The organism is Haloarcula sp. R1-2 (assembly GCF_011627385.1).
In the GTDB taxonomy this organism is placed as follows: domain Archaea; phylum Halobacteriota; class Halobacteria; order Halobacteriales; family Haloarculaceae; genus Haloarcula; species Haloarcula marismortui.
Genome location: NZ_JAANTG010000001.1, coordinates 1,299,692 through 1,320,883, shown reverse-complemented (window position 1 = coordinate 1,320,883; position 21,192 = coordinate 1,299,692). Strand labels below are relative to the sequence as shown.

Sequence of the window (21,192 nt, the reverse complement as noted above, 5' to 3'; positions counted from 1 at the left end):
AACACGCTTACTCGCCTGCGTCGCTACTCCATCCTTCTGGCACGTACTGCTGGAAGTTGGGGTCCTCGGACACGGCTTCCGGGAAGAACAACTGTTCGCCGTTGACCTGATAGTTCGAAATTGCGTCCTGGGTTCCGGGGCTGGTGATCCAGCCGATGTATGCCATTGCCAGATCGTAGTTCGCGTTGTCGTGGACGCCGGGATTGACCGCCATAATCCCGTACGGGTTCGCGAGGATCTCTGGTCCGTCCTCGATCGGCCCCTGCACCAGAATGACGAGGTCGATCTCTGAGCGCTGGGAGATGTACGTCCCGCGATCCGAGAGCGTGTACGCGCCCTGCTGGTTGGCGATGTTCAGCGCCTCACCCATGCCGGTCCCAGTCTCCTGATACCAGTTTCCGCCCGGTTCAGTTCCCGCCGCTTCCCAGAGGTTGAGTTCCTTGGTGTGGGTACCGGAGTTGTCCCCGCGTGAGACGAACTGGGACTCCGACTCGGCGATAGTTGTCAGTGCCTCCGTGGCCGAACCCATGCCCTGAATCCCTGCCGGGTCGTCTTCGGGGCCGACGATGACGAAGTCGTTGAACATCAGGTCCCGGCGGTTGATCCCGTATCCGTTGCGCATGAAATCGTCTTCGAGGCCGCGGGCGTGGACCATCACGATGTCCGAGTCACCGTTGCGGGCCGATTCAAGAGCCGCACCGGTCCCCTGTGCGACTGCATCGACCGACACGCCGTACATATCCTCAAAGTCGGGGTGGATCTCATCGAGCAGGCCCGTGTCGTACGTACTCGTTGTTGTCGTAAGCGTCAGGGTTTCGCCGGCCACCCCTGGCTGACCGCCGCCCCCGGATTCCGCTTCCGTTTCCGCTTCGGTCTGGCCGCTGCCTTCCCCGGACTGCGCACACCCGGCGGTAGTTGCTAACGCGCCTGTCCCTATTGCTGCAATGAACTCTCGTCGTTGTATCGGCATAGATACAGCGTTGACCCAACAGCAAATATAATTTATGATGGATAAACCGACGTATCTATTCTGTCAGGTCTGTATGGGCGACAGCGGTAGCGGACACCCTCGCGGCTCGTTGTCCTGAGAGGCACTAGCGCTCGACACAACGCGAGCGGGGGAAGGCTGCCCTGTTAGCGATGATTCGTTGCCGAGAGCAAATGCGAGTGGCTGATGTACTCTATCGCCATCAGCCGCAGCCAAACGCTTTGTCCTCCTCGATTTCACTTCCACTCCGGTACGCATGTATTTATACGGCTTGACCGCCAAGGCAATATAGGGGCCGCCGGACTATGTCACACGCTCCGCTGGTCCCTTCCCCTTTGAGACACAACCAGATAGCGGCGCGGCTGTTCGGATATGCCCCAGTCGCGTATGAAACCGCCGCAGTGACAGTTTCGTCTGTGACCGTTACTCAGCGAAGCCCGTGAGAACGCCGCGGCCGTCAGTCCGACCGAGGTCCGACAGTGTCGCCCGCTCCGGGTGGGGCATCATGACGGCGACGTGTTCGGCTTCGCCGGTGACGCCGGCCACGCTGTGCTTCGAGCCGTTCGGGTTCGCCTCGGGTGTGACAGTCCCGTCCTCGTCACAGTATTTGAACAGAATCCGGTCCTCGGCTTCGAGTTCATCCAGACGCTCGTCGGTGATCTCATAGCGGCCCTCACCGTGAGCGATCGGGAGTTCGACGACCTCGCCGTCCTCGTACTGGCTGGTCCATGGCGTGTCGGCGTTCTCGACGCGCAAGCGGACGTGCTCACACTGGAAGCGGGCGCTCTCGTTGGTCGTAAACGCGCCGGGGGTCAGCGATGACTCGCAACCGATCTGCGCGCCGTTGCAGATGCCAAGCACCGGCGTTCCCTCGCTTGCGACTTCGCGGACGTCGGCCATGATTGGCGAGCGGGCGGCCATCGCGCCGGCACGGAGGTAATCGCCGTAGGAGAAGCCGCCGGGGAGGACGACGCCCTCGACATCCTCGGGAAGCCCGTCCTCGTGCCAGACGAGTTCGGCGTCGAAGCCCAGCGATTCCAGAGCCTGGACGGCGTCGCGGTCGCAGTTCGAGCCGCCGAACTGGATGACGGCAATGGTCACGCGAGCCACCCCGTGTGGAAACAGACCTTTGCCGTCAGTTTCGAGGTGCTGGTCATTCTGTCTCGGTCACCTCGACGTCGTAGTCGTGGATCGTGGGGTTCGCCAGGAGCCGCTCGGCCATCTCCTCGGCGCGCTCGGCCGCGTCGTCGGCGCTGTCGGCGTCGAGATCTAGCTCGAACACATCCGCCGAGCGGAGGTCGTTCAGGTCGAAGCCGAGGCGTTCCAGCGAGCGCTGTGTCGTCTCTGCCTCGGGGTCGAGGACGCCCCGTTTGAGGCGGACGGTGACGGTCGCGGTAAAGGCAGTCATTACTGGCAAGCGAGCGGGCAGCGGAGAAAACGCTTGTGTTCTCCCGGCAGGTCACGTTCCGACCGGCGTCCAGTTGGTTGGCTGGTTTTGCAGGCCGGCCACTCGGAGATCAAGGTCGCCTTGATCAGCACGAATATCGACCCGCCCGTCGAAAAACCGTGCCACGCTTTCGACGACCTGCTCCTCGTGGGCGTTCGGGTCGAGCACACAGATACCCAGCCCATCCGCAGTTCCGATCCGGCCGGTGATGGTGTTGAGGAACCGGTACACCGCCCGCACGTCGTCGCTGTAGACGAGCAACGGCGTCAGCGTGATGATGCCGGTGCGGACTCGCGTGTAGCCGCTGGCGTACGTCGACTCGTACTGACCGGAGTACTCGATACCGATACCGGTCAGGTCCGCCGGCGTGTTGACCGTGGACACGTTGTCCTCCGACAGGTCGCCGCTTTCCTGTGCGCAATCGATAACACGAACTCGCTCGCGGTCGAGCGCACCGCCGTGGCGCTCGAAGTCCTTGAGCATCGTTGTGGCGTCGCTGTCTGTCGCGACGAGGACGGTCCCGCCGTTGGTATCGGGACTACAGAGCAGTCGCAGTCCCATCTCCCGCGCGCCGCTCAGACCGGGCCCGGTCACGAGCAGGCTCGTTCCTGACTCGACCGGATTCAGCGGTAGGTCGTCGAACGTGTATCGGTCGTCCTGTTGCTGTGCCATTAGCGGTCCCCCTGTAGCCGGCGTCGCAGCAGCAGTTGGTCCTCAACCTCGTCAGCGAACCGCTGGAGGTCGTCTCGTTCGGTCTGCGTGTAACGCCGCGGTTCGCCGTCGGTGCAACAGACGGCACCAATTGCGTTCCCCTCCCTGTCTGTAATTCGGACGCCGGCGTAGGACCTGATATTGAGCTGTTTCAGCGCGTCGACCTCGGCAAAGCGTGGGTCTTCGTGGGTGTCTTCGACGACCATCGTCTCGTCCGAGAGAATCGTATGGGTGCAGATGGTGTCCTCGCGGGCGAGGGTCCGCCAGTTGGCTCCCTCACACGCCACGAACCGCTCCTCGTGTTCGTCCATGAGGCCGACAAAGGCCACGTCGATGTCGAAGTGACTGGCCATAAGCGCCGTCAGCCGGTCGAACGCGTCGATTGCCGCCAACTGGTCGACATCGTACTGCTGGACGGCGGCCAGCCGCTCCGTCTCGGTCTCCGGAACCGGGTAGGCCGCCTGCGTTACCTCGGCGGCAGCCATGGCAGCCACATCTGCAAGCCGCTCCCGGGACTCCGGAACCGTCCGCGGCACGTATTCGACGACCTGCTCGGGCCCGCCGCGGGGGAGGTCCGACGGCGCGTGTTCCGTATAGAGAGTCACAACACAGGCCGGATTCACTGCACGGACCGCGTCTACCACGTCGAACCCGTCCCCGTCTGGAAGGTCGAAGGCCGTCACAACGCAGTCGACCGACCGGTCAAGTGCTGCGGTCAACGTATCGAGGGACCCAACTCCCTCGACAGCGAGTCCGGCGTCGGCAAGCGCGTCGGCCGTCTCGGCGCGCTCGTCGGCGTCCGGCTGGACACAGAGAACGGTCGGCGAATCACTCATCACGACCAGACGTTCACGGACTAACACACAAATGGTTGGCGGCCACGCTCGGTGGAAAACGAAGGCTTTTGCCGTGGGACTGCCGACTCTGCGTCAAATGAATGACGACGCTGTCCGGAGGTGGGTATCGTGACTCGCGATTTGACTGAGATTACGGTCGTCGGCGAGGACGACACGGGCCTCATCGCCGAAGTGACCTCGCTCCTGTTCGAGCGCAGCATCAACATCGAAGACCTCGATCAGGCTGTCCGAGAGGGGGTCTTCCGGATGACCATGCGCGTCGACACGTCCGGGATGGTGACGACGGAAAAGAAACTCCGCGAAGACCTCACCGAACTGGGCGACGCACTCGGCGTCGACGTGCAGGTCCGGTTCCCCGCCGACCGCGAGACCCAGACCATCGCCGTCCTCGTCACGAAGGAGTCTCACTGTCTGGAGGCGCTGTTCGAGGCGTGGGCCAACGGCGACCTCGGGGCCGACATCGAGGTGGTCATCGGGAACCACGACGACCTCGAACCGCTGGCGGCCAAATACGACGTGCCGTTCCACGACATCGGCGACGAGAAGGGGACGCCCGACGAGGACCAACTGCTCGACCTGCTCGCGCAGTACGATGCCGACCTCATCGCGCTGGCGCGTTACATGCGCATCCTCTCGCCGGACGTCGTCTTCCGGTACGAGAGCCGGATCATCAACGTCCACCCGAGCCTGCTCCCCGCCTTCCCCGGCGCGTCGGCATATATGCAGGCTATCGAGGAGGGCGTCCGCATCGCTGGCGTCACCGCCCACTACGTGACGACGGATCTGGATCAGGGACCGATCATCACCCAGCGCGCGTTCAACGTCCCCGACGACGCCACTGAGGAGGAGCTCCAGCAGATCGGCCAGCCGCTCGAAGCCGAGGCACTCATTGAGGCCATCAAGCTCCACCTCGACGACGAGGTGAACGTCCATCGTGGCCGGACGAAACTGCGGGACCCCGAGGAAACCTCGGCCCAGCTTGGTGCACCGGAGAAACTCGACCAGCTGAACCCCGACCGTCCGATCGACGGCCTTGGCGAGTTCGTTGCCGAGGACGACGAACTCGAAGCCGACGACTGAGACACCGCCGCTCGGCGTCTCACTCCGGAAACGGTGGCGCAACGGGGCTGTTTCTGGACGTGACGCCGCGAACGCTTCGAGCGACGGTGCGTGCTCGCATGTCAGCCTTGCTTGTTGCTGACGGGCTATCCTTCTGGCTGTAACTGCGGCAATCGATTCGCCACCCCGCGGTGGCGACAGTCTCGGAGAGCATCCAGAACATGAAGCGGTCGGCTCCCTCTATGTGTTGCAAAGCAGGCCTGCCGACACAAAAACTGGACTCCGGGCCGCACAGACATATGCCGTGGTTCAGTCCAGAACCGGTCGAGCTCGCGACAGGAAGTCGGACCGGTCGACGAGTCGCTTCGCGGCGGCGAACGCGAATACCCCGATAGCCACGCCAGCCACGGTGTCTGAGAGGTAGTGCGTGCCGAGATAGACCCGCGAGAACGACACCGTCGCCGCGAGGCCGGCGACGACGCCGAACGGAAGCCGCGGCGACTGGCGCGCTGTCATTGCAAAGACGACGACGGCGGCCGCGTGACCGGAGGGAAACGACGTGGCGATGGTGCCGGCGTCCCCGGTCATACACACCGGGGCAGGCGGAAACGGCCGCTGCACTGTTTGCATAAGCACCCCGACAACGACGCCAGTCAGCACCAGCGCCACGGCAGCTATCAGGAGCTCGTCTTCCCAGCCGGCCAGACCGAAGAAACCGAGAAACACGACTGCCGCCGCCGCCGAACCTAGCCCGGTCACCGAGGTCAGGACCTTCGTGAGAAGTGGGTTCCGGAGTTGGAGTATCAGCGACACCGTCTGGTCGTCGATAGCGACGATAATATCGATGAGTTCGCCGACGACCTCCTCCATGTGCCACAGTTGAGGGGCTGCTGTGGTATATCAGCACCGGCGATTGTCGGCGAGGCGGCAGCGCCGCCGTGTCACACCGGCGTCAGAGTTCGCTTGCGGCATCGACAGCATCGTCGAGCGACGGCGCGTCGAACACGTCGCCGCCGACGTAGGCGTTTGTGCCGGCGCAGTAGAGGTCGCGCGCGACTTTGATTACGTCGTCATCGAGCGGTTCCGGTGACTCATCACAGAGCGCCTTCCAATCGGCGACGCCCTCTACATCGGCCTCGTTTTTCGCCTCGCCCACGGCCTCGACCCACTCGGGCTGGGTTCGCTTGTGGTACTGGCGGATGACCTCCTTCGAGACCTGCTGTCCCTCGTAGGAGAAGCGGTTCTCGTCGAACGTGCCGACCACGTCGGCCACGCGGATCTCTCCGTCGTAGTACAGACACTCGATTTTCCCGTCCTCGTGGATCAGGTTGGCCTCGGCGGCCTGTTCCGTAACGATGTGGTTGACTGCCCGAGCCAGCTCTTCGAGGCGGTCGATGCTGGCCGCGCCGGCGATCCGGTCGGCCGCCTCACGGTCGAGGTATCGGTCCTGTTCCTCGTATTTCGTCGAGAACTCGACGATGGGCTCGTCGAGGTCGACGACTTCCTCTGGCCAGGTGTCGTAGTCAAGGCCGTGGTCGGCAGGCTCGGTCCGGGACCGCAGTGACGATCCGACGCCGACCCGGTTCCGAAAGACGATCTCCAGGGGAATGAGGTAGTTCTCGTTGGCTCCCGCGTGGTAGGCGTCGTAGTCGTAGCTCCCGTCCTCGAAGGGGAGGTCCGGGACCTGCGTGAGTTCGATGACCATCTCCTCGGGGGCGGCGTCGGCCGACAGCGCCTCGCCGAGGTCGAGTACCTCGTCGCTGTCGGGGAGCCTCACGCCCTCGTAGTGGGTCGGGACGTGGTTCTCCTCCAGTAGCTGGAAGTTGTACGCGCCCATCGTACACAGCGACGCGCCCTTGTCGGGGATCTGGTCCGGCATCTTCCCCCAGTCGAATACGGAGTAGTCGTCCGTGAACACGAACGCGCCGCGGCCAAGCCCCTCGGCCGTCGCCGGTTCGTCCACGCGAAATTCCTTGACGCTCGTCATTGTGCCCGCCTTTCGGGCCGGGGACAAAGACGTTTCTCATACTGTCGGCTGTAACTATTGTAAGATATTCGCGGTAGCGAAATTCTTCACAGACAGTATCACTCGCGCTCGGAAGGCAAGGTTTTCTGTCGGGCCGTCGACTGACTGTCTGATGGCTTCCAGTTTGTTGGTCGAGGCTGCGATCATCGTCGCCGCGACGGTCGCGATATGGAAAGGGAGCGACTGGCTCGAATCATCGAGCGAGCGGCTCGCGACGTACTACGGCCTCCCAGACGTCGTTCAGGGCGCGATCATCGTTGCCGTCGGGTCAAGTTTCCCGGAGGTCGCGACGGTCGTCGTCGCGGCGCTTGGCGGGTCAATGCCGCTTGGCGTCGGCGCAATCGTCGGGTCGGCAATCTTCAACATTCTCATTATTCCCGCAGCTGCGGGTATTGCCACGGACGACGAACTCGAATCGAGCCGGACACTCGTCTACAAGGAGGCGCAGTTCTACATGCTCGCCGTCTCAGTCCTGCTTATTACGATGGCGCTTGCGGTCATCTACTATCCCGGTGAGGCCACACTCACTGGCGTTATCACGCGGCCGCTGGCGGCGATTCCGCTCGCGCTCTACGGCCTGTACGTCTTCATCCAGTATCAGGATACGGCCGACCACGACCCTGAAAAGGACTGGACTGCCGACATCTCGGTCGGGCGGGAGTGGCTCTTTCTTCTGCTGGGCCTGGCTGTCATCCTCGTGGCCGTGGAGAACCTCGTCCACGCCGTCAGAGTCATCGGTCGGGCCGCCGGCGTTCAGGAGTTTCTGCTCGGTGTGACGATTCTCGCGGCGGCGACGAGTCTCCCCGACACGCTCGTCAGTGTTAGAGCAGCCCGCGACGACCGCGGGGTCACGTCGCTCGCAAACGTTCTCGGCTCGAATACGTTCGACCTGCTTGTCGCTATCCCGCTTGGCGTTCTCATTGCCGGCACGTGGACCGTCGACTTCGCGATGGCCGTGCCGATGTTCGGCGTCCTGACCGGGGCAACGATTCTTCTGTTCACCGTCCTCCGAACCGACCTTGTGTTGAGCGAACTCGAATCGTATGCGTTGCTCGGCGCGTACGCGGCTTTCGTTGCCTGGGTTATCGTCGAGACTGCGGGCTGGGTCGGTGGCGTATTGCCGACCTGATGGAGTGTTCCCGGAATTGCAGCCGCTTGTCTCCCGGAACACGGGGCCCTGTCGACCTTGTGATCCGTGTGCGTACCCATACGCTTTTGACCGTTCTTTCCCTCCTGTCCAGCAATGCCGGACGTCCCAGAGACCGTCGGTACTCCGGACGGCTCCACCGAGTTCGAGCACCGTCCGACGACTGACCAGTCGTTCGAGAACGCCCTCGCCAAGGCGAGAAACGGGACGCGACTGACAGTTGACGACGCCGTCGAACTCTTTACCACGGGCACTGACCGGGACGGTATCGACCACGACCGGAAAGAGCAGGTGCTCGAAGCGGCCGACCGCCGTCGGGCCGAGGTCGTCGGTGACGAGGTCACCTTCGTCGCGAACCTCAACAACAATGTCACAACGGCCTGCAACACGGGCTGCCTGTTCTGTAATTTCAAGGACCGCTCCGAGCAGTTCCGGAGCGATTATCAGGAGGACCACGGCGGCTTCACGAAGACGCCGAGCGAATCCCGTCAAATCGTACAGGACGCTCTCGACCGGGGCATCTACGAGGTCTGCTCGGTGTCTGGACTCCACCCCGCGCTCGCGCTGGACGACGAACACCGGGAGATACTGGAGACGAGCGACCGCGGAGACCTGAACTACCGCTCGCCCGACGAGTACGAGACGGACCCGGCCACATACTGCGAACAGCTTGACGCGATGAACGTCGGCGACATCCATCTCCACTCGATGACGCCGGAGGAAGCCTATCACGCCCGCCGGGGCACTGACTGGTCCTACGAGGAGGTGTTTAGCCGACTGCAAGACGCCGGGCTCGACAGCGTCCCCGGCACGGCTGCCGAAATCCTCGTTGACGAGGTCCGTGACGTTATTTGCCCGGGAAAGATCCGCACTGACGAGTGGCTCGAAGCGATGGCGGCGGCTGCGTCGGTTGGCCTCGATATGACCTCGACGATGATGTACGGCCACGTCGAGAACGAGTACCACCGTGCGCTGCACCTGCAGCGCATCCGTGACCTGCAGGACCGAACCGGCGCAATCACAGAGTTCGTCCCGCTATCCTTTGTCCACGAGGAGACGCCGCTGTACGAACGTGGCATGGTCGACGGCGGCGCGACGGTCGACGAGGACGAACTGATGATCGCCGTCTCACGGCTCTTCCTCGACAACGTCGACCACATTCAGGCCTCGTGGGTCAAATACGGTGACACGCAGGGGTTGAAGATGCTTACCTGCGGTGCGGACGACTTCATGGGGACGATTCTCTCAGAAGAGATCACCAAGCGCGCCGGCGGCGACTACGGCGAGTTCCGGTCGTTTCAGGAGTACGCCGACATGATCACTGCCATCGGCCGGACGCCCGTCGAGCGCTCGACGGACTACGAGCAGCGCCGCGTTATCGACCCCGACGCCGACGTGCTCGGCCCGCAACTCGGACCACGGGCTGACGGAACGCCATTACTCGACTGAATTAGTGGACCACGGCTGGGCACTGGCCGTGGCCGGTGTGGTAGAGTATTCCGCCTGGAACTGCTGTCAGAGGCACGCCCAGGCATGATATATATTGGTACGCCAGCGTATGTGTAGATACCGCCTAGACTGCTAGGTGATTGTTGTCCAGTGTCTGTTTGGCCGTGGCGACCGTTCACCTGCAGACTGGCCGCCGGAGTCACAGCGTCACTGGATTCACACCCCGGTCCAGTATTGACCGGAACCGGTCGCCGGCGTCATTATCGGCCTCGATAGCCGCCTCGATGGGGGTAGAGAGCCAGCCGTCGTCGACGAAGTGGTCGTAGACCGGCAACCGCTCGCTCAGTGGCACCTCGGCGGCCTCGGCGACGGCGGTCAGTTCCTGCAGCGCGGGCCACTCGTACTCGGGGTTGATGTGGTCGACTGTGACTGGAGAAACGCCGCCCAGGTCGTCGATACCACAGTCAGTCAGGTCCCGGGCGGGCGCGAGGTTCGGGGGGACCTGTACGGACACTTCTTTGGGAAGGGCCGCGCGGGCCATTGCTGTCACCCGGCGCATTGTCGCCAGGTCGGGGGAGCCGCCCTGCCAGCGCTCGTTCTCGACGACGGGCTGGATGATGACCTCCTGAATATGGCCGTAGCGTTCGTGCATCTCTCGGATAGCGAGCAAGCTCTCTGCGCGGTGGTGCCAGTCCTCGCCGATGCCGACGAGAATGCCCGTTGTGAACGGAACGCCGAGTTCGCCGGCCACCCGGAGGGTGTTGAGTCGCTGACCGGGGTTTTTCGCCCGCGGGCCACCGTGTGCCTGAACCTCTGTGGTCGTCTCAAGCATCACGCCCATCGAGGCGTTCAGGTCGGCGACGTGGGCCATCTGCTCGCGTGTCTGGTCGCCGGGGTTGGCGTGCGGGAGCAACCCCTCCTCCAGCGCGATTTCGCAGGCTTCCCGGAGGTACTCGTGGATGGAGTCGTGGCCCCACTCGGCGAGCTGGTCGTGGACCGCGGTGTAGCGGTCGTCCGGGTCGTCGCCGAAGGTAAACAGCGCCTCGGTACAGCCGGCGTCGGCCCCGCGGCGGCAGGTCTCCCGGATCTCTTCGCGGTCCATCAGCTCTGCCTGCCCCGGCGGGTCGTAGTACGTGCAATAGGTGCAGGTGTAGCGGCAGGCGGTCGTCAGGGGTAAGAACACGTTCCGGCAGTAGGACAGCGCCGACGCGGCCTCGACATCTTCGGGCATCACCGACAGCAGTCGCTCAATGTCGGCGTCCGAAATCTCGATAGCGATGTCATACGCGTCCGTGCCGGGTATCACGTCCCGGGGTGGGCACCCCACGGACAAAAACCTTCAGTCGTGTGTGATGGCCTGTGCCAGTAGTTGTGGACGGTCGAAACTGGCCACATGACAACAGAATCAGTGTGTCGTGACACGCCGGTTACTTGTGAACCGTTATCAGCTCCGAAGTGCCGCGTGATCGACGACACCTCGGTGACCGCTACTGCTTAGTCCGCCGGCGTCACTGTGGTGTCACCCGAATCCCGAAGCAGTTTCGTGGCGAACACCTGCCGTCGGGCGTAGAAAAAGTACACGTAAGGGACCTTCGCCAGCAGGTCGAGAAACGCATAGGTGATGCTGACACCGACGTAGGTCGCGAATCCAAGTCCCTCGGGGCCAGCAAGCCAGACGAGCGGATACGCGATCCACAGCAGCCCGACGTGGTTCTTGAGGAGGCTAAACAGGCCGATACGCTGTGGGTCGTCCGGAACCGAGCGCGGGAAGATGAGGTACAGATAGGCAAACAGCGAGATGTGGAACACTGCCGAGACGCCGAACAGTGCCCATTTCAGTGTCCCGGCGGCGACGACCGCCCCGACGCCTGCAAGTATCATCAGGGCGTCTGCCGCCATGACCCCGAAAATCGCGCGTCGCGACGCGCCGGCAGTATACCCGATAAACCCGACCAGCAGCGGCGTCGTCACCACCCAGTCGAGATATCGGAACCCGACAAGCGTCGTCTCGCCGATGGTTACGGTACCAATACCGAACACCATCGCAACGTACGAGATACCTGCAACCCCGGGTATAAGCGCCAGTGCCGCCAGAATTGGCCGTTCGTCGGACCCCTCAAGCGACGCATAGAGGAACCCGACGATGGCGACACCGACCGCAAAGCCAGCGGCGGTTATCCCGTACACGACTGAAACGGCGTCCATCAGTCGTCACCTCCAACTGACGGCGACCCTATGGCGCGCGTCTGGCTTGCCGCTGTGGTATCTGTGTTAATGGTAAACAGTCGAACTCGAGATTCGAGGTCGTCAACCGCGGTTTCACGGAAGGAATCGAGTGAGTCGGAAATCGACTTGACGACGTCCCGCTGCCGACGGATCTGTGTCGACATTTCTTCCGCAGTCGTCGCTGTCTCCGCGCTTGCTTCGGTGACATCCGCTATCGAGTCGGCCGTCGCTTGAACGGTGTCTGCCTGCTCCGAGGTAGTTTCTCGCATCTCTTCGATGGAGGCTGAGATGTCGTCGACGGCCTCCGCAATTGTCGCAATTTCCGACAGGGCCGACTCGACGGTCTCAGTACCAGTTTCGACTCGCGTCTCCGTCGCCTGTATCGAGTCAGTCACCTCCTCTGTCTGCTCAGATACCTCCGCGATGACCGTTGCTATCTCGTCAGCCCGCGACTGCGTCTCTTCAGCAAGTGACTTGACTTCGTCTGCAACGACGCTGAACCCGTTCCCGTCCGCACCGCTGCCCTGTCCACCAGCGCGAGCGGCCTCTATCGACGCGTTCAGTGCCAGCATATTTGTCTGCTCCGCGATCTCTGAGATGATATCCGCGATGTCCGTTATCTCGGCCATTCGCTGCTGGAGGGTTTCGACCTGTGTGACAGCGTCAGCTGCATCAGCCTGTATCTGGTCCATCTCCGTCAGGGATGTTTCCGAGGCTGTCCGAGCGTCACTGCTGGCTTCCTCGACCTCACTGCTCCGGTCGGCAAGGTCGTCAATTGTTGCGGCAATTTCCTCTGCTGACGCGCTCACGTCCTGAATATCGACTGCAGCTGATTCGAGTTTTGTCTGCTGGTCGGTTGCTTGCGTCTGGATATCGGCGACCGTTTCGACAGCCGCGTCGACCTCCTGCTGGACTCGCCGACTCGTTTCGGTTATCTCGTCAGTTTCAGTTGTGATACGCCTCGAAACGGCGGTGACCGTCTCGATCGTCTCCTGTAACTCATCCATCATCCTATTGAACGACTGGCCGACGGTCTCCATAGCGTCATACTCAGTGGCCACATCGACACGCTGCGTGAGATCGCCGTCTGCGGCGGCTGCCATGACTGTCCCGTACTCTGTTGCAATGTCCTGGTAGGCTGTGGCGAGTTCCTTGGCTTCCTCCTCAGCAGCCTCTGCCTCTGCCTGTGCCTCGTTTGCGTCAGTTTGTGCCTGTTCGAGGTCTGCCCTCGCGGCCTCCATCTCTGACAGTCGATCGCGCAACGAGACGCGCATCTGCTCGATAGAGTCAGCAAGGTCCCCGAACTCGTCGGTACGCGTCGAGTCGATTTCGATATCGAGGTCTCCGTCTGCCACCCGTTGTGTCTGTGCTGATAACTCGGTGATGCTGGCAACCGTTTCGGCTGCGTTGATCGAGCCAAGCGTCAGTAAACCGGCGATGCCGGCGACGACTGTCGATGCAACATCTTGTGTTACCACCCCGACAGTGATAAGCAGGGTAGCCGTTGCGATGTATCCGACACCGAGCTTGGCCCCATAGCTCTGCTTGACACTAGAAATAGTCACATATGGATAGTAGTCTGCAACTACCTAAATGTAAACTCGGAAGTATCAGTATTGATACTAGGGCGGCTGAGACCTCGGTCAAACTACCGAAATCGCTCCACGTCGACCCGTCCACCGGTGGCTGTCAGCTCGAATCCTGACTGTTTGAGCCAGTCGGCGGCCGCGCCGTCGCTGTGTAGCAGCACCTCAGCGAGGTCGTCCGGTTCGTCGATGTCGGTCGCAAGCCGCCGTGAGTCAACTTCGGTAACGCTGGCTCCCACGTCTCGGGCGGTCTCCCGATGGTCGCGGATAGACGCGCCGTGGTAGTCGACCCTGAACTCCGGATGCCGACAGACGAAGGCGTTCGTCCCACCGCCTAGACCCGGAGCCAGCACCACATCGGCTTCGGGAGCAAGCAGTCGTTCGATGCTTTCCCGGGTCACAAGCGGGAGGTCGGCCATCACGACGGCAAGTGCCCCTTCGTCGTCAGTCACCGTCGACGCGAGCAGGTCGTTGACGAGCGGATCAAGCCCGCGGTCGTCGACGGTGACCGGAACGGCACAGTCGAGGGGCGCTGTCGAGATGACTTCGGGTTCGTGGCCCGCTGATGTCACTGCGTCGACGACGTCTGCAAGCATCGCTTCGGTAAAATCACGGCGCTCGTCGGGAGAAAGAACGGATGCGAGTCGCGTTTTAGGGGTAGACCCCGAGACGGGGACGGCGAGACGCATTACAGCTTGGAGTATTCGTCCTCACTCATCTGGGCGTACGCGTAGTAGCCGCCACCGACCAGCAACAGGAGGACGATGAGTCCGCCACCGACCAGCAGCAGCGTTTGCTGGGTCTGAGCGCTCTGCTGGGCCTGCTGTGCTTGGCTCTCGGCCTGCCCGGCGAGGTCCTGAGCGTTCTGGAAGTTCCCGTTCTCGTATGAGGAGATAGCGCTGCTGACCAGTTCCTCAGCGCCTTCGTTCCCACCGGCCGCGTCGATTGCAGCCTGTGCGTCGTCGATTGCCTGCCTGGCCGCCTGACTCTCTTCGGTGTAGTGGTGGGCGGTGTCGCTGCGGAACTCCTCTTCGTTGTTGCCGCTGACTCGACTGAGCGCGGCGACCTGATAGTTCTGCGCCGGCTCATACGTGTAGTTCGAGATGGCCGGCGTCGTGCCGACAAGTTCGACGCGAACTTGGTCACCGTTATTATCGATCTCCAGATCCTGTTCGAAGGACTGGTCGCCGTAGGTTTCTTGATTCACCTGATTCCCCGCACGCAACACAGTGACCGTCCAGCTAACGTTCTGAAGTTCGGTCGAACCGGCGAGCGTCCACTCGTTCGGTGCGTCGGTGAACGGGTCGTCTATCGTGTACGTCACCGACACCTCTTCGCCGACGGCACTCTCGGTTGGCACCCCGTCAGCAGAGACAGAGAATGCACTCGCTGTGCCGGCGGTCGCGAGCAGTGCGACGACACAGAGGAGTACGGCGGTCTTATTAGAATAGCGGATCAAGTTCATCTTCGTCGTCTTCGACCAAGTCCTCTAAGTTATCTTCGCTTTGGTTACGGATATCGTCGATGTTGTCCTGTGCTTCGATGGCGACCTGCTGGAGTTCCTTGATTCGTGGAACGTTGTGAACGCCGGCCAGCAGGATGGATGCGGCCACTTTCGGGGCGTTAGTCGGATAGTCGCCACCGCGGACCTCCATCGAACCGGTCTGCTCCTCGAGCCACTTCCGGCCGCGTTCTATCCCCTTCCGGTTCAGGTGCTCTGGCGGCCCTGCCATCACGAGCAGGGCACGCTCTGCACCTTCGATCTCACAGGGGAGTGTCAGCCGGCCGAGCGCGGCTTTCCGAACGAGCGACGTGATACGGTTTGTCGTGTTAGCCGTATCCATGCTATCGTCTGACGAGTCGTCGCCCTTGAACCGCGAGAGCAGGCCGCCGCCGCCAGAGGATACCTCGACGTCCTCGGAGGCGTAGCCGACGGTGGACACGCCGCCGCCGTCGAGCGTGTTGATGATCTCGGAGGAGTCGACGACGCTTTCGGCGACGTTATCGCCAGCCTCGATCTCACCAGCCCCGAACAGCACGCCGAAGCGCCGGACGATCTCCTCGTTGATGTGGTCGTAGCCGCCTTCGACGGACTCGCCAGTCTGTCGCCAGGCGTCGTTGTCGAACACCATCAGGTTGTCCACCTCGCGCACGAACGTCTGGAACGAGCGGGCGGCGTTGAGGGTATAGATGCCACCCTCGTCACTGCCCGGCAGGACGCCCAGGCCGTACACCGGTTCGGTGTAGATGCGCTTGAGGTGTTTTGCGACGACCGGCGACCCGCCCGATCCGGTCCCGCCGCCGAGACCGGCGACGATGAGGAAGGCGTCGACTTCGTGGACAGGGATGTTGTCAATCGCACCCTGCACCTCGTCGATATCCTCTTCGGCGATTTCCGCGCCGAGTTCGTTGTCCGCGCCCACGCCGTGGCCCTTGACGCGGGCCTGGCCAATGAGCACTCGATTCTCTTCCGGAATGTGTTCTAGCCCAAGCAGGTCTGCTTTTGCTGTATTAACCGCAACAGCCGAGCGGACGATTCCCGAGCCGGTTTCCTTGTCGTACTCGAGAAATTTGTCCACAATTTTGCCACCGGCCTGCCCGAAGCCGATCATCGCCAGTTTCATTATATGGTTCTCCGCTTAAAGGGTCAAAGAGCGATGGCGAGTATAAGTGTTTTGCCCGGCTCTCAGTCCTGAAAGCTACGCTTGAAAACAAATCTCTTCTGACACAAACCCCTATAGGTGGAGGCTACTGCCAGTGATTATCCGCGGAGGTATCCGCTGAGTGTCGTTAAAGAGCCACTACTGACGCCGAACGCGTCGATATCGTTTGTTGCCGGACTGTTATCGAATTTGAGCGAACGGTACTGGTCAGCGCCCATCGGGAAGCCAACGCTTCCCAAGACAGAGAGGCCGACCTTCGCGAGCGGCATCGGAAGGGGAACGATGCTTACCGACGACCCCTCTGCATCGTACACCTGATTGGTCACGTCTCTGAGTGTCAGTACTTCCGGCCCACCGATCTCGTAGGCCTCGCCGACGTGTTCCTCGGATTCGATGCTGTCGACGAGCATCGGCACGAGGTCACCGACCCAGATGGGCTGGAACTTTGTCTGACTACCGCCGCCGGGAAGCGGATACAGCGGGACGCCCGGCGCGAACATCCCTTTGAGGCGCTTCGTGAAGGAGACGAACTCCCCGCCCTTGCCGAAGACGACTGATGGTCGGAAGATGGTCCAGTCCAGCGAGGACCCCGTAACGACTTGCTCGGCCTGTCCTTTCGACCGGATGTAATGCGTGTCGCCATTAGGGTCTGCACCCAGTGCGCTCAGCTGGACGAATCGGTTGACGCCGTGCTCTTCTGCGGCCTGTACGCTGTTCTCGGTCCCGCCGAGATGGATGCGTTCGTGCATCTTATCGCCGCCATCCGGCTTGAACAGGGGCGACAGTGCGACCAGATAATACACCGCGTCCTGACCCTCGAACGCGCTCTCGATGCTACCGTAGTCTGTGACATCCCCGGCGACGGTTTCGACACCGTCTGGGAGTGTCGCGTCCTCCGGAGACCGGGACAGCGCAGTGACAGCGTGTCCCTGTTCGTCAAGCGCACGGCACAGGTGCTGTCCAATAAATCCGGTCCCGCCAACGACAAGTACATCCATGGATTCCGATACGGTCGGTAGAACCGTAAAGGTGGGCGTATTTCTTTGCCCGACCGGCCCGCAGTCCGGTCACTTGTGTCAGTCTACGGATGCACCGACCAGGTCGGGGCGCTTACGTCCCCCCACACAGATTGTGAGGTATGCTCGTCACGCTCGAAGGACTGGACGGGAGCGGCAAGACGACCGTGTGGGAACGGCTCCGGAGCGACGACGCTGTCCCCAGCGAAACTGTGTTCACGCGCGAACCGACGGATACCTGGTACGGAGACGCCGTCCAGCGCTCCATCGACAACGACGACGCGGACTCGCTGGCCGAACTGTTCCTCTATACGGCAGACCACGCCGCACACCTCTCGGAGACGGTCCGACCGGCACTCAACGAGGGTCGGCTCGTCGTCTCCGACCGCTACAGTGACTCGCGGTACGCCTATCAGGGTGCGACACTCGCAGGTAGTGGGACGTTCGACGACCCGCTATCGTACGTCCGAGAAGTCCATGCCCCCTGGACCCGCCCGCCGGACCGGACCGTGTATCTCGACCTCGATCCCGAAACCGCTGCACGGCGAAGCGGCGCGACGAACAAGTTTGAGACCGCCGAGTATCTCACAACGGTTCGTGACAACTACGAGCGACTTATCGAAGCCGACCCGGAGCGGTTCGTTCGCGTCGACGCAACCGCCGACCCAGACACGGTGTACGAACGGGTCCGGGCAGCGATTCTCGATTAATCCATCGACGCCGGCAGTTCGACCTCGTCGGGGGCTGGCATCCAGAAGTAATCGAACGTAATCCCGGTAGCGAGTGGAATAACGACAGTCACGAGGAGGACAGCCGTCTGGCTCCCGAGATTTGCACCGAGTTTGAACACTCCGCTCAATACGATGAGAATGACGACCATGACTACCGGACAGAGGAGCAGCGAGTAAACGAGGCTCCCCCACCGCGTGTTCAAGCGGACGCGGAAAAAGCGCGTCATGAGCGCCGTCACAGCACTGTTGACCAGCACGATGACGAGCAGGCCGATAATACCGGCGACACTGACCATGTTCCCCGTAGGGTGGCAAGTCCCTTTGCCGTGTCGGAACAACGCGGGGCGCTCACTCCAAACAGATGTACGTGCGCGTGTCGGCGACGCCGTCGAGGTCTCGGACATGACCCGAGACCGACTGCATGATATCATACACTTCCGTACCCGTCGCTTCGCCGATGATATCGTACTGCCCGGCGACGATATGTGCCTCGGTGATGCCCTCGGCGTCACGAACTGCCGCAAGGAGTTCTTCGGATTTGCCAGCAGCGGTCTTGATCATAATAAACGCGCTAACCATATTGTGGTGTGTCGTGTCATAGCACGAAAAAGCTTCCGTCAGTCGACAACAATAGCCTTGTTGTTTGATATCGTGGTCAAGGCGTCCGGTGGTTCCACCGGGTGGGTACTTTTATTCACCCCCGCCCCATAGGAGGGTGTATGCGATTCGTTATCGTGGGTGCAGGTCGTGTCGGATTGCGGACGGCTCGCGTCCTGCAAGAGAGTGGCCACGAAGTTGTCCTCATCGAGCGCGATGAGAACGCCGTCGAACGTGCGCGAACGGCTGGTTTCGAGGTAATTGCGGGCGACGGCGCTATCGAGGAGACGCTCGGCAACGCCGACCTCGAAGCTGCCGACGCGCTCGGCGCGCTCACCGGCGACCTGAACGACAACTTCGTTGCCTGTATGATCGCCAAGGAACACGGCTGTCGAACCGTTATGCGTATCGACGAGGACTACCGCGAGGAGATCTACCGACGCTACGCCTCCGACGTTGACGAGGTCATCTACCCCGAACGGCTGGGTGCTATCGCCGCAAAGAACGCCCTGCTTGGCGGCAACATCCGCGCGGTCGCCGACATCGCACAGAACCTCCAGCTCGTGGAGTTTACCATTCAGAGACAATCGCCGATGGAAGGGTACTCGCTGTCGGAGCTGGAGCTGCCATCGGATTCCCGGCTAATGGCGCACGGGAAAGGCGAGGACCCGCTCGCCATTCCCGACCCGGACGAAACGCTGGAGGCCGGCGACCGGGTCGTGATACTGGCCGACTTCGGGACGCTCTCTGACGTTCGTAGTATCGTTGTCGGTGAATCAGAACGTGCGACTGCGCTTGGAGGTGCCTGAACATGGTCATTGCCTACGTGATGGTCAAAGCCCACACTGGTGACGCGGACCGTCTGAAGGATGACATCGAAGCCGTCGACGGCGTTGTCGAGGCCCACATCGTCGCTGGTGACGTCGACTTTATCGCAAAAGTGAACGTGGAGACGCCCGCCGAAGTCAAGGATGTCGCAGCGACACACATCCAGGAAATCCAGGGTGTCGAAACGACACAGACCTATATCGCGATGGACTGAGGCTGGCTGTTACCCTGTTTCCATGCTCGACACGTACAGCTACAGCGGTGTCCCGCCGCGAGACCCCTCGCTCCCGCCGGTACTCGCCGAATTGAGCAGGTCAGCCACGACGCCGACATAGTCGTAACCGGGAATGACGCCCTCGACGTACGTCCCCTCGACGTACTCGACGAAGGTTTTGGCGACGTCCGCGGCCTGCCGTTCGCCACCCATTGTGTACTCGAACGTGACCACGACCTGCTCGCCGGCCTCAACGACGGTGTAATCGTCCAGCTCGACAGCGGTTCGGGTCGCTTTCGGCGCGTCCTCAAGCCGTCGCTCCAGCGTCTCAAGCCAGCCATCGACGACGGCGTCACCAACCTCATCGCTTGTCGCGGCCTGTAGCGACGGCGCTCTGACCGTCACCTCGTAGTTTGTCCGCCACTCTTCGCCCTCAGACGCGGTCACGCGGCCGTCGAAGTTCGTCGTCTCGACCGCGTAGCTATCTCCAGCCGAGACGAGTGCATCGTGTCGGTCGAACGCTTCGGCAACGTCATCTGGCACATCAGTCATTACGCCGGTATAGGCCACAGAGGTGCAAAAACGCGTCGTGTCCGGACACTCTCCGTTCAGATCGTCTGTCACTGCCGCACCCGAAGCCCTAACCCACACAGGCTGTGCCACATCTGGGCCAAGTCGGACTGTCGAGTGTGTCACAGACGAGCGGCCAGGGTTGTCTCTTGTGGACTACTGTGGCAAATATCGCTCCTCATGTCCACTCGTCGCAGAATGCGAGGGATGGGATTCGAACTCGAATGCAAACGCTCGCGTTGCTCGCGTTTCCGTAGTTCGAATCCCACGATGACATTCGTTGCTCACGGATTGTTCGCAACAGAATGCGAGGGATGGGATTCGAACCCACGGACCCCTACGGGAGCGGGTCTTAAGCCCACCGCCTTTGGCCAAGCTCGGCTACCCTCGCGCAGATTGAACTCTGCGGGGGCTAGTGAATGGTCCTTTCGGTCTCGGGCTGCGAGATGCCTTATCGTGTCCCACCGCCGTCACGTCGGCGGCACTGGATACGGACCGTGACACATCGACGTGGCTGTCACTCTCTCCGATGCCGATACCTACTCGTCGACAGGGAGCCTGTCTGTTGGGAGGAACTTCGTCCGGTCCGCGTGGTTGAACGTTGCGACCGGGGTCCCGTCCAGTTTTCTGAGCATCGTCTGGAACGTCGCGCCGTCGTTCGCAGCGGTAACCGTGTTCCCGGCATCCTGTAGCTTGTACGCGCCAGCGATGAACAACGAGGCGGCGTCTGGGTCGAAGTACTCGACGGCCAGAAATACCTGTTCTCCGACCGTCCGCCGATACACGTCATACGCTTCGAGGGGGTTCGATTCGACCAGCCGCGTCACGTCTTCGGCCTTGTTGCCCGGAATGACGAACACGAGTTCGAGCCCGTCACCGTCGTCGACTGTCTGCAGGCCCGCATCCCCGGCCGGGACGACGACGGCCTCACGGCCGTTAGACCGCCGCTGGTCTGCCAGTGCCTGTGTCTCTTCTAGCGTCTGTTTCCACGATGCCTTGCGCTCGTCCGAACCGGCGGCAAGCCGTTCGAGGTCGTCCGTCCCCTCGCCACCTGTCTTAACCATATCCAGTCGTTAC

24 protein-coding genes and 1 tRNA gene are annotated in these 21,192 nt (G+C 61.9%); 6 read left to right on the top strand and 19 right to left on the bottom strand.

Annotated features, from left to right (window positions below):
• Positions 1 to 7: 7 nt before the first annotated feature.
• The 5 genes from G9C82_RS06695 to G9C82_RS06675 form a co-directional block, all read right to left on the bottom strand.
• Complete coding sequence (locus tag G9C82_RS06695) at positions 8 to 970, bottom strand: substrate-binding domain-containing protein (RefSeq protein ID WP_004964188.1); 963 nt, start codon at positions 968 to 970, stop codon at positions 8 to 10.
• A 441-nt stretch (positions 971 to 1,411) separates the two neighbouring features.
• Positions 1,412 to 2,089, bottom strand: coding sequence for a phosphoribosylformylglycinamidine synthase I (gene purQ / locus G9C82_RS06690; RefSeq protein WP_127013677.1), 678 nt, complete (start codon positions 2,087 to 2,089; stop codon positions 1,412 to 1,414).
• 52 nt (positions 2,090 to 2,141) lie between these two features.
• Complete coding sequence (gene purS / locus G9C82_RS06685) at positions 2,142 to 2,396, bottom strand: phosphoribosylformylglycinamidine synthase subunit PurS (protein WP_004964181.1); 255 nt, start codon at positions 2,394 to 2,396, stop codon at positions 2,142 to 2,144.
• Positions 2,397 to 2,447: 51 nt separating this feature from the next.
• Complete coding sequence (locus G9C82_RS06680; protein ID WP_004964178.1) at positions 2,448 to 3,107, bottom strand: hypothetical protein; 660 nt, start codon at positions 3,105 to 3,107, stop codon at positions 2,448 to 2,450.
• The gene (locus G9C82_RS06675; protein WP_127013676.1) at positions 3,107 to 3,982 is read right to left on the bottom strand and encodes a GAF domain-containing protein; all 876 of its coding nucleotides are present in this window, start codon (positions 3,980 to 3,982) and stop codon (positions 3,107 to 3,109) included. Before G9C82_RS06675 ends, G9C82_RS06680 begins: the two co-directional genes overlap by 1 nt.
• A 120-nt stretch (positions 3,983 to 4,102) precedes the next feature.
• Here G9C82_RS06675 and G9C82_RS06670 point away from each other — a divergent pair, with 120 nt between their 5' ends.
• Entirely contained in the window at positions 4,103 to 5,083 is a 981-nt protein-coding gene (locus tag G9C82_RS06670) for a formyltetrahydrofolate deformylase (protein WP_127013675.1), read from the top strand.
• A 288-nt stretch (positions 5,084 to 5,371) separates the two neighbouring features.
• On the opposite strand, the gene G9C82_RS06665 is transcribed toward G9C82_RS06670, so the two are convergent.
• Positions 5,372 to 5,932 (bottom strand): phosphatase PAP2 family protein, encoded by a 561-nt coding sequence (locus G9C82_RS06665; protein WP_127013674.1) that lies wholly within the window; start codon positions 5,930 to 5,932, stop codon positions 5,372 to 5,374.
• An 82-nt stretch (positions 5,933 to 6,014) separates the two neighbouring features.
• Positions 6,015 to 7,049 carry a phosphoribosylaminoimidazolesuccinocarboxamide synthase gene (locus G9C82_RS06660; protein ID WP_127013673.1) on the bottom strand — a complete coding sequence of 345 codons (1,035 nt, stop codon included), beginning with the start codon at positions 7,047 to 7,049 and terminating at the stop codon, positions 6,015 to 6,017.
• A 151-nt stretch (positions 7,050 to 7,200) separates the two neighbouring features.
• On the opposite strand from G9C82_RS06660, the gene G9C82_RS06655 reads away from it, so the two are divergent.
• Entirely contained in the window at positions 7,201 to 8,217 is a 1,017-nt protein-coding gene (locus tag G9C82_RS06655) for a sodium:calcium antiporter (protein WP_127013672.1), read from the top strand.
• A 114-nt stretch (positions 8,218 to 8,331) separates the two neighbouring features.
• Complete coding sequence (cofH, locus tag G9C82_RS06650) at positions 8,332 to 9,684, top strand: 7,8-didemethyl-8-hydroxy-5-deazariboflavin synthase subunit CofH (protein WP_004964161.1); 1,353 nt, start codon at positions 8,332 to 8,334, stop codon at positions 9,682 to 9,684.
• Between the two features lie 199 nt (positions 9,685 to 9,883).
• Here cofH and cofG read toward each other — a convergent pair whose 3' ends face one another.
• From cofG to G9C82_RS06615, 7 genes are all read right to left on the bottom strand, one after another.
• Positions 9,884 to 10,990: a 7,8-didemethyl-8-hydroxy-5-deazariboflavin synthase subunit CofG gene (gene cofG, locus G9C82_RS06645; protein ID WP_127013671.1), complete on the bottom strand. Its 1,107-nt coding sequence runs from the start codon at positions 10,988 to 10,990 to the stop codon at positions 9,884 to 9,886.
• A 188-nt stretch (positions 10,991 to 11,178) separates the two neighbouring features.
• On the bottom strand, positions 11,179 to 11,889 hold the full coding sequence (gene sop1, locus G9C82_RS06640; RefSeq protein ID WP_004964156.1) for a sensory rhodopsin I: 711 nt from the start codon (positions 11,887 to 11,889) through the stop codon (positions 11,179 to 11,181).
• Positions 11,889 to 13,475 (bottom strand): sensory rhodopsin I transducer Htr1, encoded by a 1,587-nt coding sequence (gene htr1, locus G9C82_RS06635; RefSeq protein WP_127013670.1) that lies wholly within the window; start codon positions 13,473 to 13,475, stop codon positions 11,889 to 11,891. Before htr1 ends, sop1 begins: the two co-directional genes overlap by 1 nt.
• A gap of 83 nt (positions 13,476 to 13,558) precedes the next feature.
• A complete protein-coding gene (cofC, locus tag G9C82_RS06630; protein WP_011224716.1) occupies positions 13,559 to 14,185 on the bottom strand; it encodes a 2-phospho-L-lactate guanylyltransferase in 627 nt (208 codons plus the stop codon).
• Positions 14,185 to 14,961, bottom strand: a complete 777-nt coding sequence (locus tag G9C82_RS06625; protein ID WP_004964147.1) for a hypothetical protein — start codon at positions 14,959 to 14,961, stop codon at positions 14,185 to 14,187. Before G9C82_RS06625 ends, cofC begins: the two co-directional genes overlap by 1 nt.
• A complete protein-coding gene (locus tag G9C82_RS06620; protein WP_004593875.1) occupies positions 14,939 to 16,120 on the bottom strand; it encodes a tubulin/FtsZ family protein in 1,182 nt (393 codons plus the stop codon). Before G9C82_RS06620 ends, G9C82_RS06625 begins: the two co-directional genes overlap by 23 nt.
• A 137-nt stretch (positions 16,121 to 16,257) precedes the next feature.
• The gene (locus G9C82_RS06615; RefSeq protein ID WP_011224717.1) at positions 16,258 to 17,157 is read right to left on the bottom strand and encodes a complex I NDUFA9 subunit family protein; all 900 of its coding nucleotides are present in this window, start codon (positions 17,155 to 17,157) and stop codon (positions 16,258 to 16,260) included.
• Between the two features lie 140 nt (positions 17,158 to 17,297).
• On the opposite strand from G9C82_RS06615, the gene tmk reads away from it, so the two are divergent.
• Positions 17,298 to 17,885 carry a dTMP kinase gene (gene tmk, locus G9C82_RS06610; RefSeq protein WP_011224718.1) on the top strand — a complete coding sequence of 196 codons (588 nt, stop codon included), beginning with the start codon at positions 17,298 to 17,300 and terminating at the stop codon, positions 17,883 to 17,885.
• Here the strand turns inward: tmk and G9C82_RS06605 are convergent.
• Entirely contained in the window at positions 17,882 to 18,202 is a 321-nt protein-coding gene (locus G9C82_RS06605) for a hypothetical protein (protein ID WP_004964136.1), read from the bottom strand. The genes tmk and G9C82_RS06605 overlap by 4 nt on opposite strands.
• A 52-nt stretch (positions 18,203 to 18,254) precedes the next feature.
• Positions 18,255 to 18,485, bottom strand: coding sequence for an Lrp/AsnC ligand binding domain-containing protein (locus G9C82_RS06600; RefSeq protein ID WP_004964133.1), 231 nt, complete (start codon positions 18,483 to 18,485; stop codon positions 18,255 to 18,257).
• Positions 18,486 to 18,625: 140 nt separating this feature from the next.
• Between G9C82_RS06600 and G9C82_RS06595 the strand changes: the two genes are divergently transcribed.
• Both G9C82_RS06595 and G9C82_RS06590 read left to right on the top strand, forming a co-directional pair.
• Positions 18,626 to 19,312 carry a TrkA family potassium uptake protein gene (locus tag G9C82_RS06595; RefSeq protein WP_004964130.1) on the top strand — a complete coding sequence of 229 codons (687 nt, stop codon included), beginning with the start codon at positions 18,626 to 18,628 and terminating at the stop codon, positions 19,310 to 19,312.
• A gap of 2 nt (positions 19,313 to 19,314) precedes the next feature.
• Entirely contained in the window at positions 19,315 to 19,545 is a 231-nt protein-coding gene (locus tag G9C82_RS06590; RefSeq protein WP_004593869.1) for an Lrp/AsnC family transcriptional regulator, read from the top strand.
• A gap of 39 nt (positions 19,546 to 19,584) precedes the next feature.
• Here G9C82_RS06590 and G9C82_RS06585 read toward each other — a convergent pair whose 3' ends face one another.
• The 3 genes from G9C82_RS06585 to G9C82_RS06575 all read right to left on the bottom strand — a co-directional run bounded on the left by G9C82_RS06585 (position 19,585) and on the right by G9C82_RS06575 (position 21,179).
• On the bottom strand, positions 19,585 to 20,097 hold the full coding sequence (locus tag G9C82_RS06585) for a DUF5813 family protein (RefSeq protein ID WP_127013669.1): 513 nt from the start codon (positions 20,095 to 20,097) through the stop codon (positions 19,585 to 19,587).
• A gap of 324 nt (positions 20,098 to 20,421) precedes the next feature.
• Positions 20,422 to 20,506, bottom strand: a tRNA-Leu gene (locus G9C82_RS06580).
• Between the two features lie 148 nt (positions 20,507 to 20,654).
• A complete protein-coding gene (locus tag G9C82_RS06575) occupies positions 20,655 to 21,179 on the bottom strand; it encodes a hypothetical protein (RefSeq protein WP_011224720.1) in 525 nt (174 codons plus the stop codon).
• Between the last annotated feature and the right edge of the window lie 13 nt (positions 21,180 to 21,192).

What these genes read in the sequence shown, in the direction of transcription:
- G9C82_RS06695 (WP_004964188.1), bottom strand. Translation starts at nt 970, where the DNA reads ATGCCGATACAACGACGAGAGTTCATTGCAGCAATAGGGACAGGCGCG.
- purS (WP_004964181.1), bottom strand. Translation starts at nt 2,396, where the DNA reads ATGACTGCCTTTACCGCGACCGTCACCGTCCGCCTCAAACGGGGCGTC.
- G9C82_RS06680 (WP_004964178.1), bottom strand. Translation starts at nt 3,107, where the DNA reads ATGGCACAGCAACAGGACGACCGATACACGTTCGACGACCTACCGCTG.
- G9C82_RS06675 (WP_127013676.1), bottom strand. Translation starts at nt 3,982, where the DNA reads ATGAGTGATTCGCCGACCGTTCTCTGTGTCCAGCCGGACGCCGACGAG.
- G9C82_RS06665 (WP_127013674.1), bottom strand. Translation starts at nt 5,932, where the DNA reads ATGGAGGAGGTCGTCGGCGAACTCATCGATATTATCGTCGCTATCGAC.
- G9C82_RS06660 (WP_127013673.1), bottom strand. Translation starts at nt 7,049, where the DNA reads ATGACGAGCGTCAAGGAATTTCGCGTGGACGAACCGGCGACGGCCGAG.
- G9C82_RS06655 (WP_127013672.1), top strand. Translation starts at nt 7,201, where the DNA reads ATGGCTTCCAGTTTGTTGGTCGAGGCTGCGATCATCGTCGCCGCGACG.
- cofH (WP_004964161.1), top strand. Translation starts at nt 8,332, where the DNA reads ATGCCGGACGTCCCAGAGACCGTCGGTACTCCGGACGGCTCCACCGAG.
- sop1 (WP_004964156.1), bottom strand. Translation starts at nt 11,889, where the DNA reads ATGGACGCCGTTTCAGTCGTGTACGGGATAACCGCCGCTGGCTTTGCG.
- cofC (WP_011224716.1), bottom strand. Translation starts at nt 14,185, where the DNA reads ATGCGTCTCGCCGTCCCCGTCTCGGGGTCTACCCCTAAAACGCGACTC.
- G9C82_RS06625 (WP_004964147.1), bottom strand. Translation starts at nt 14,961, where the DNA reads ATGAACTTGATCCGCTATTCTAATAAGACCGCCGTACTCCTCTGTGTC.
- G9C82_RS06620 (WP_004593875.1), bottom strand. Translation starts at nt 16,120, where the DNA reads ATGAAACTGGCGATGATCGGCTTCGGGCAGGCCGGTGGCAAAATTGTG.
- G9C82_RS06615 (WP_011224717.1), bottom strand. Translation starts at nt 17,157, where the DNA reads ATGGATGTACTTGTCGTTGGCGGGACCGGATTTATTGGACAGCACCTG.
- tmk (WP_011224718.1), top strand. Translation starts at nt 17,298, where the DNA reads ATGCTCGTCACGCTCGAAGGACTGGACGGGAGCGGCAAGACGACCGTG.
- G9C82_RS06605 (WP_004964136.1), bottom strand. Translation starts at nt 18,202, where the DNA reads ATGGTCAGTGTCGCCGGTATTATCGGCCTGCTCGTCATCGTGCTGGTC.
- G9C82_RS06600 (WP_004964133.1), bottom strand. Translation starts at nt 18,485, where the DNA reads ATGGTTAGCGCGTTTATTATGATCAAGACCGCTGCTGGCAAATCCGAA.
- G9C82_RS06595 (WP_004964130.1), top strand. Translation starts at nt 18,626, where the DNA reads ATGCGATTCGTTATCGTGGGTGCAGGTCGTGTCGGATTGCGGACGGCT.
- G9C82_RS06590 (WP_004593869.1), top strand. Translation starts at nt 19,315, where the DNA reads ATGGTCATTGCCTACGTGATGGTCAAAGCCCACACTGGTGACGCGGAC.
- G9C82_RS06585 (WP_127013669.1), bottom strand. Translation starts at nt 20,097, where the DNA reads ATGACTGATGTGCCAGATGACGTTGCCGAAGCGTTCGACCGACACGAT.
- G9C82_RS06575 (WP_011224720.1), bottom strand. Translation starts at nt 21,179, where the DNA reads ATGGTTAAGACAGGTGGCGAGGGGACGGACGACCTCGAACGGCTTGCC.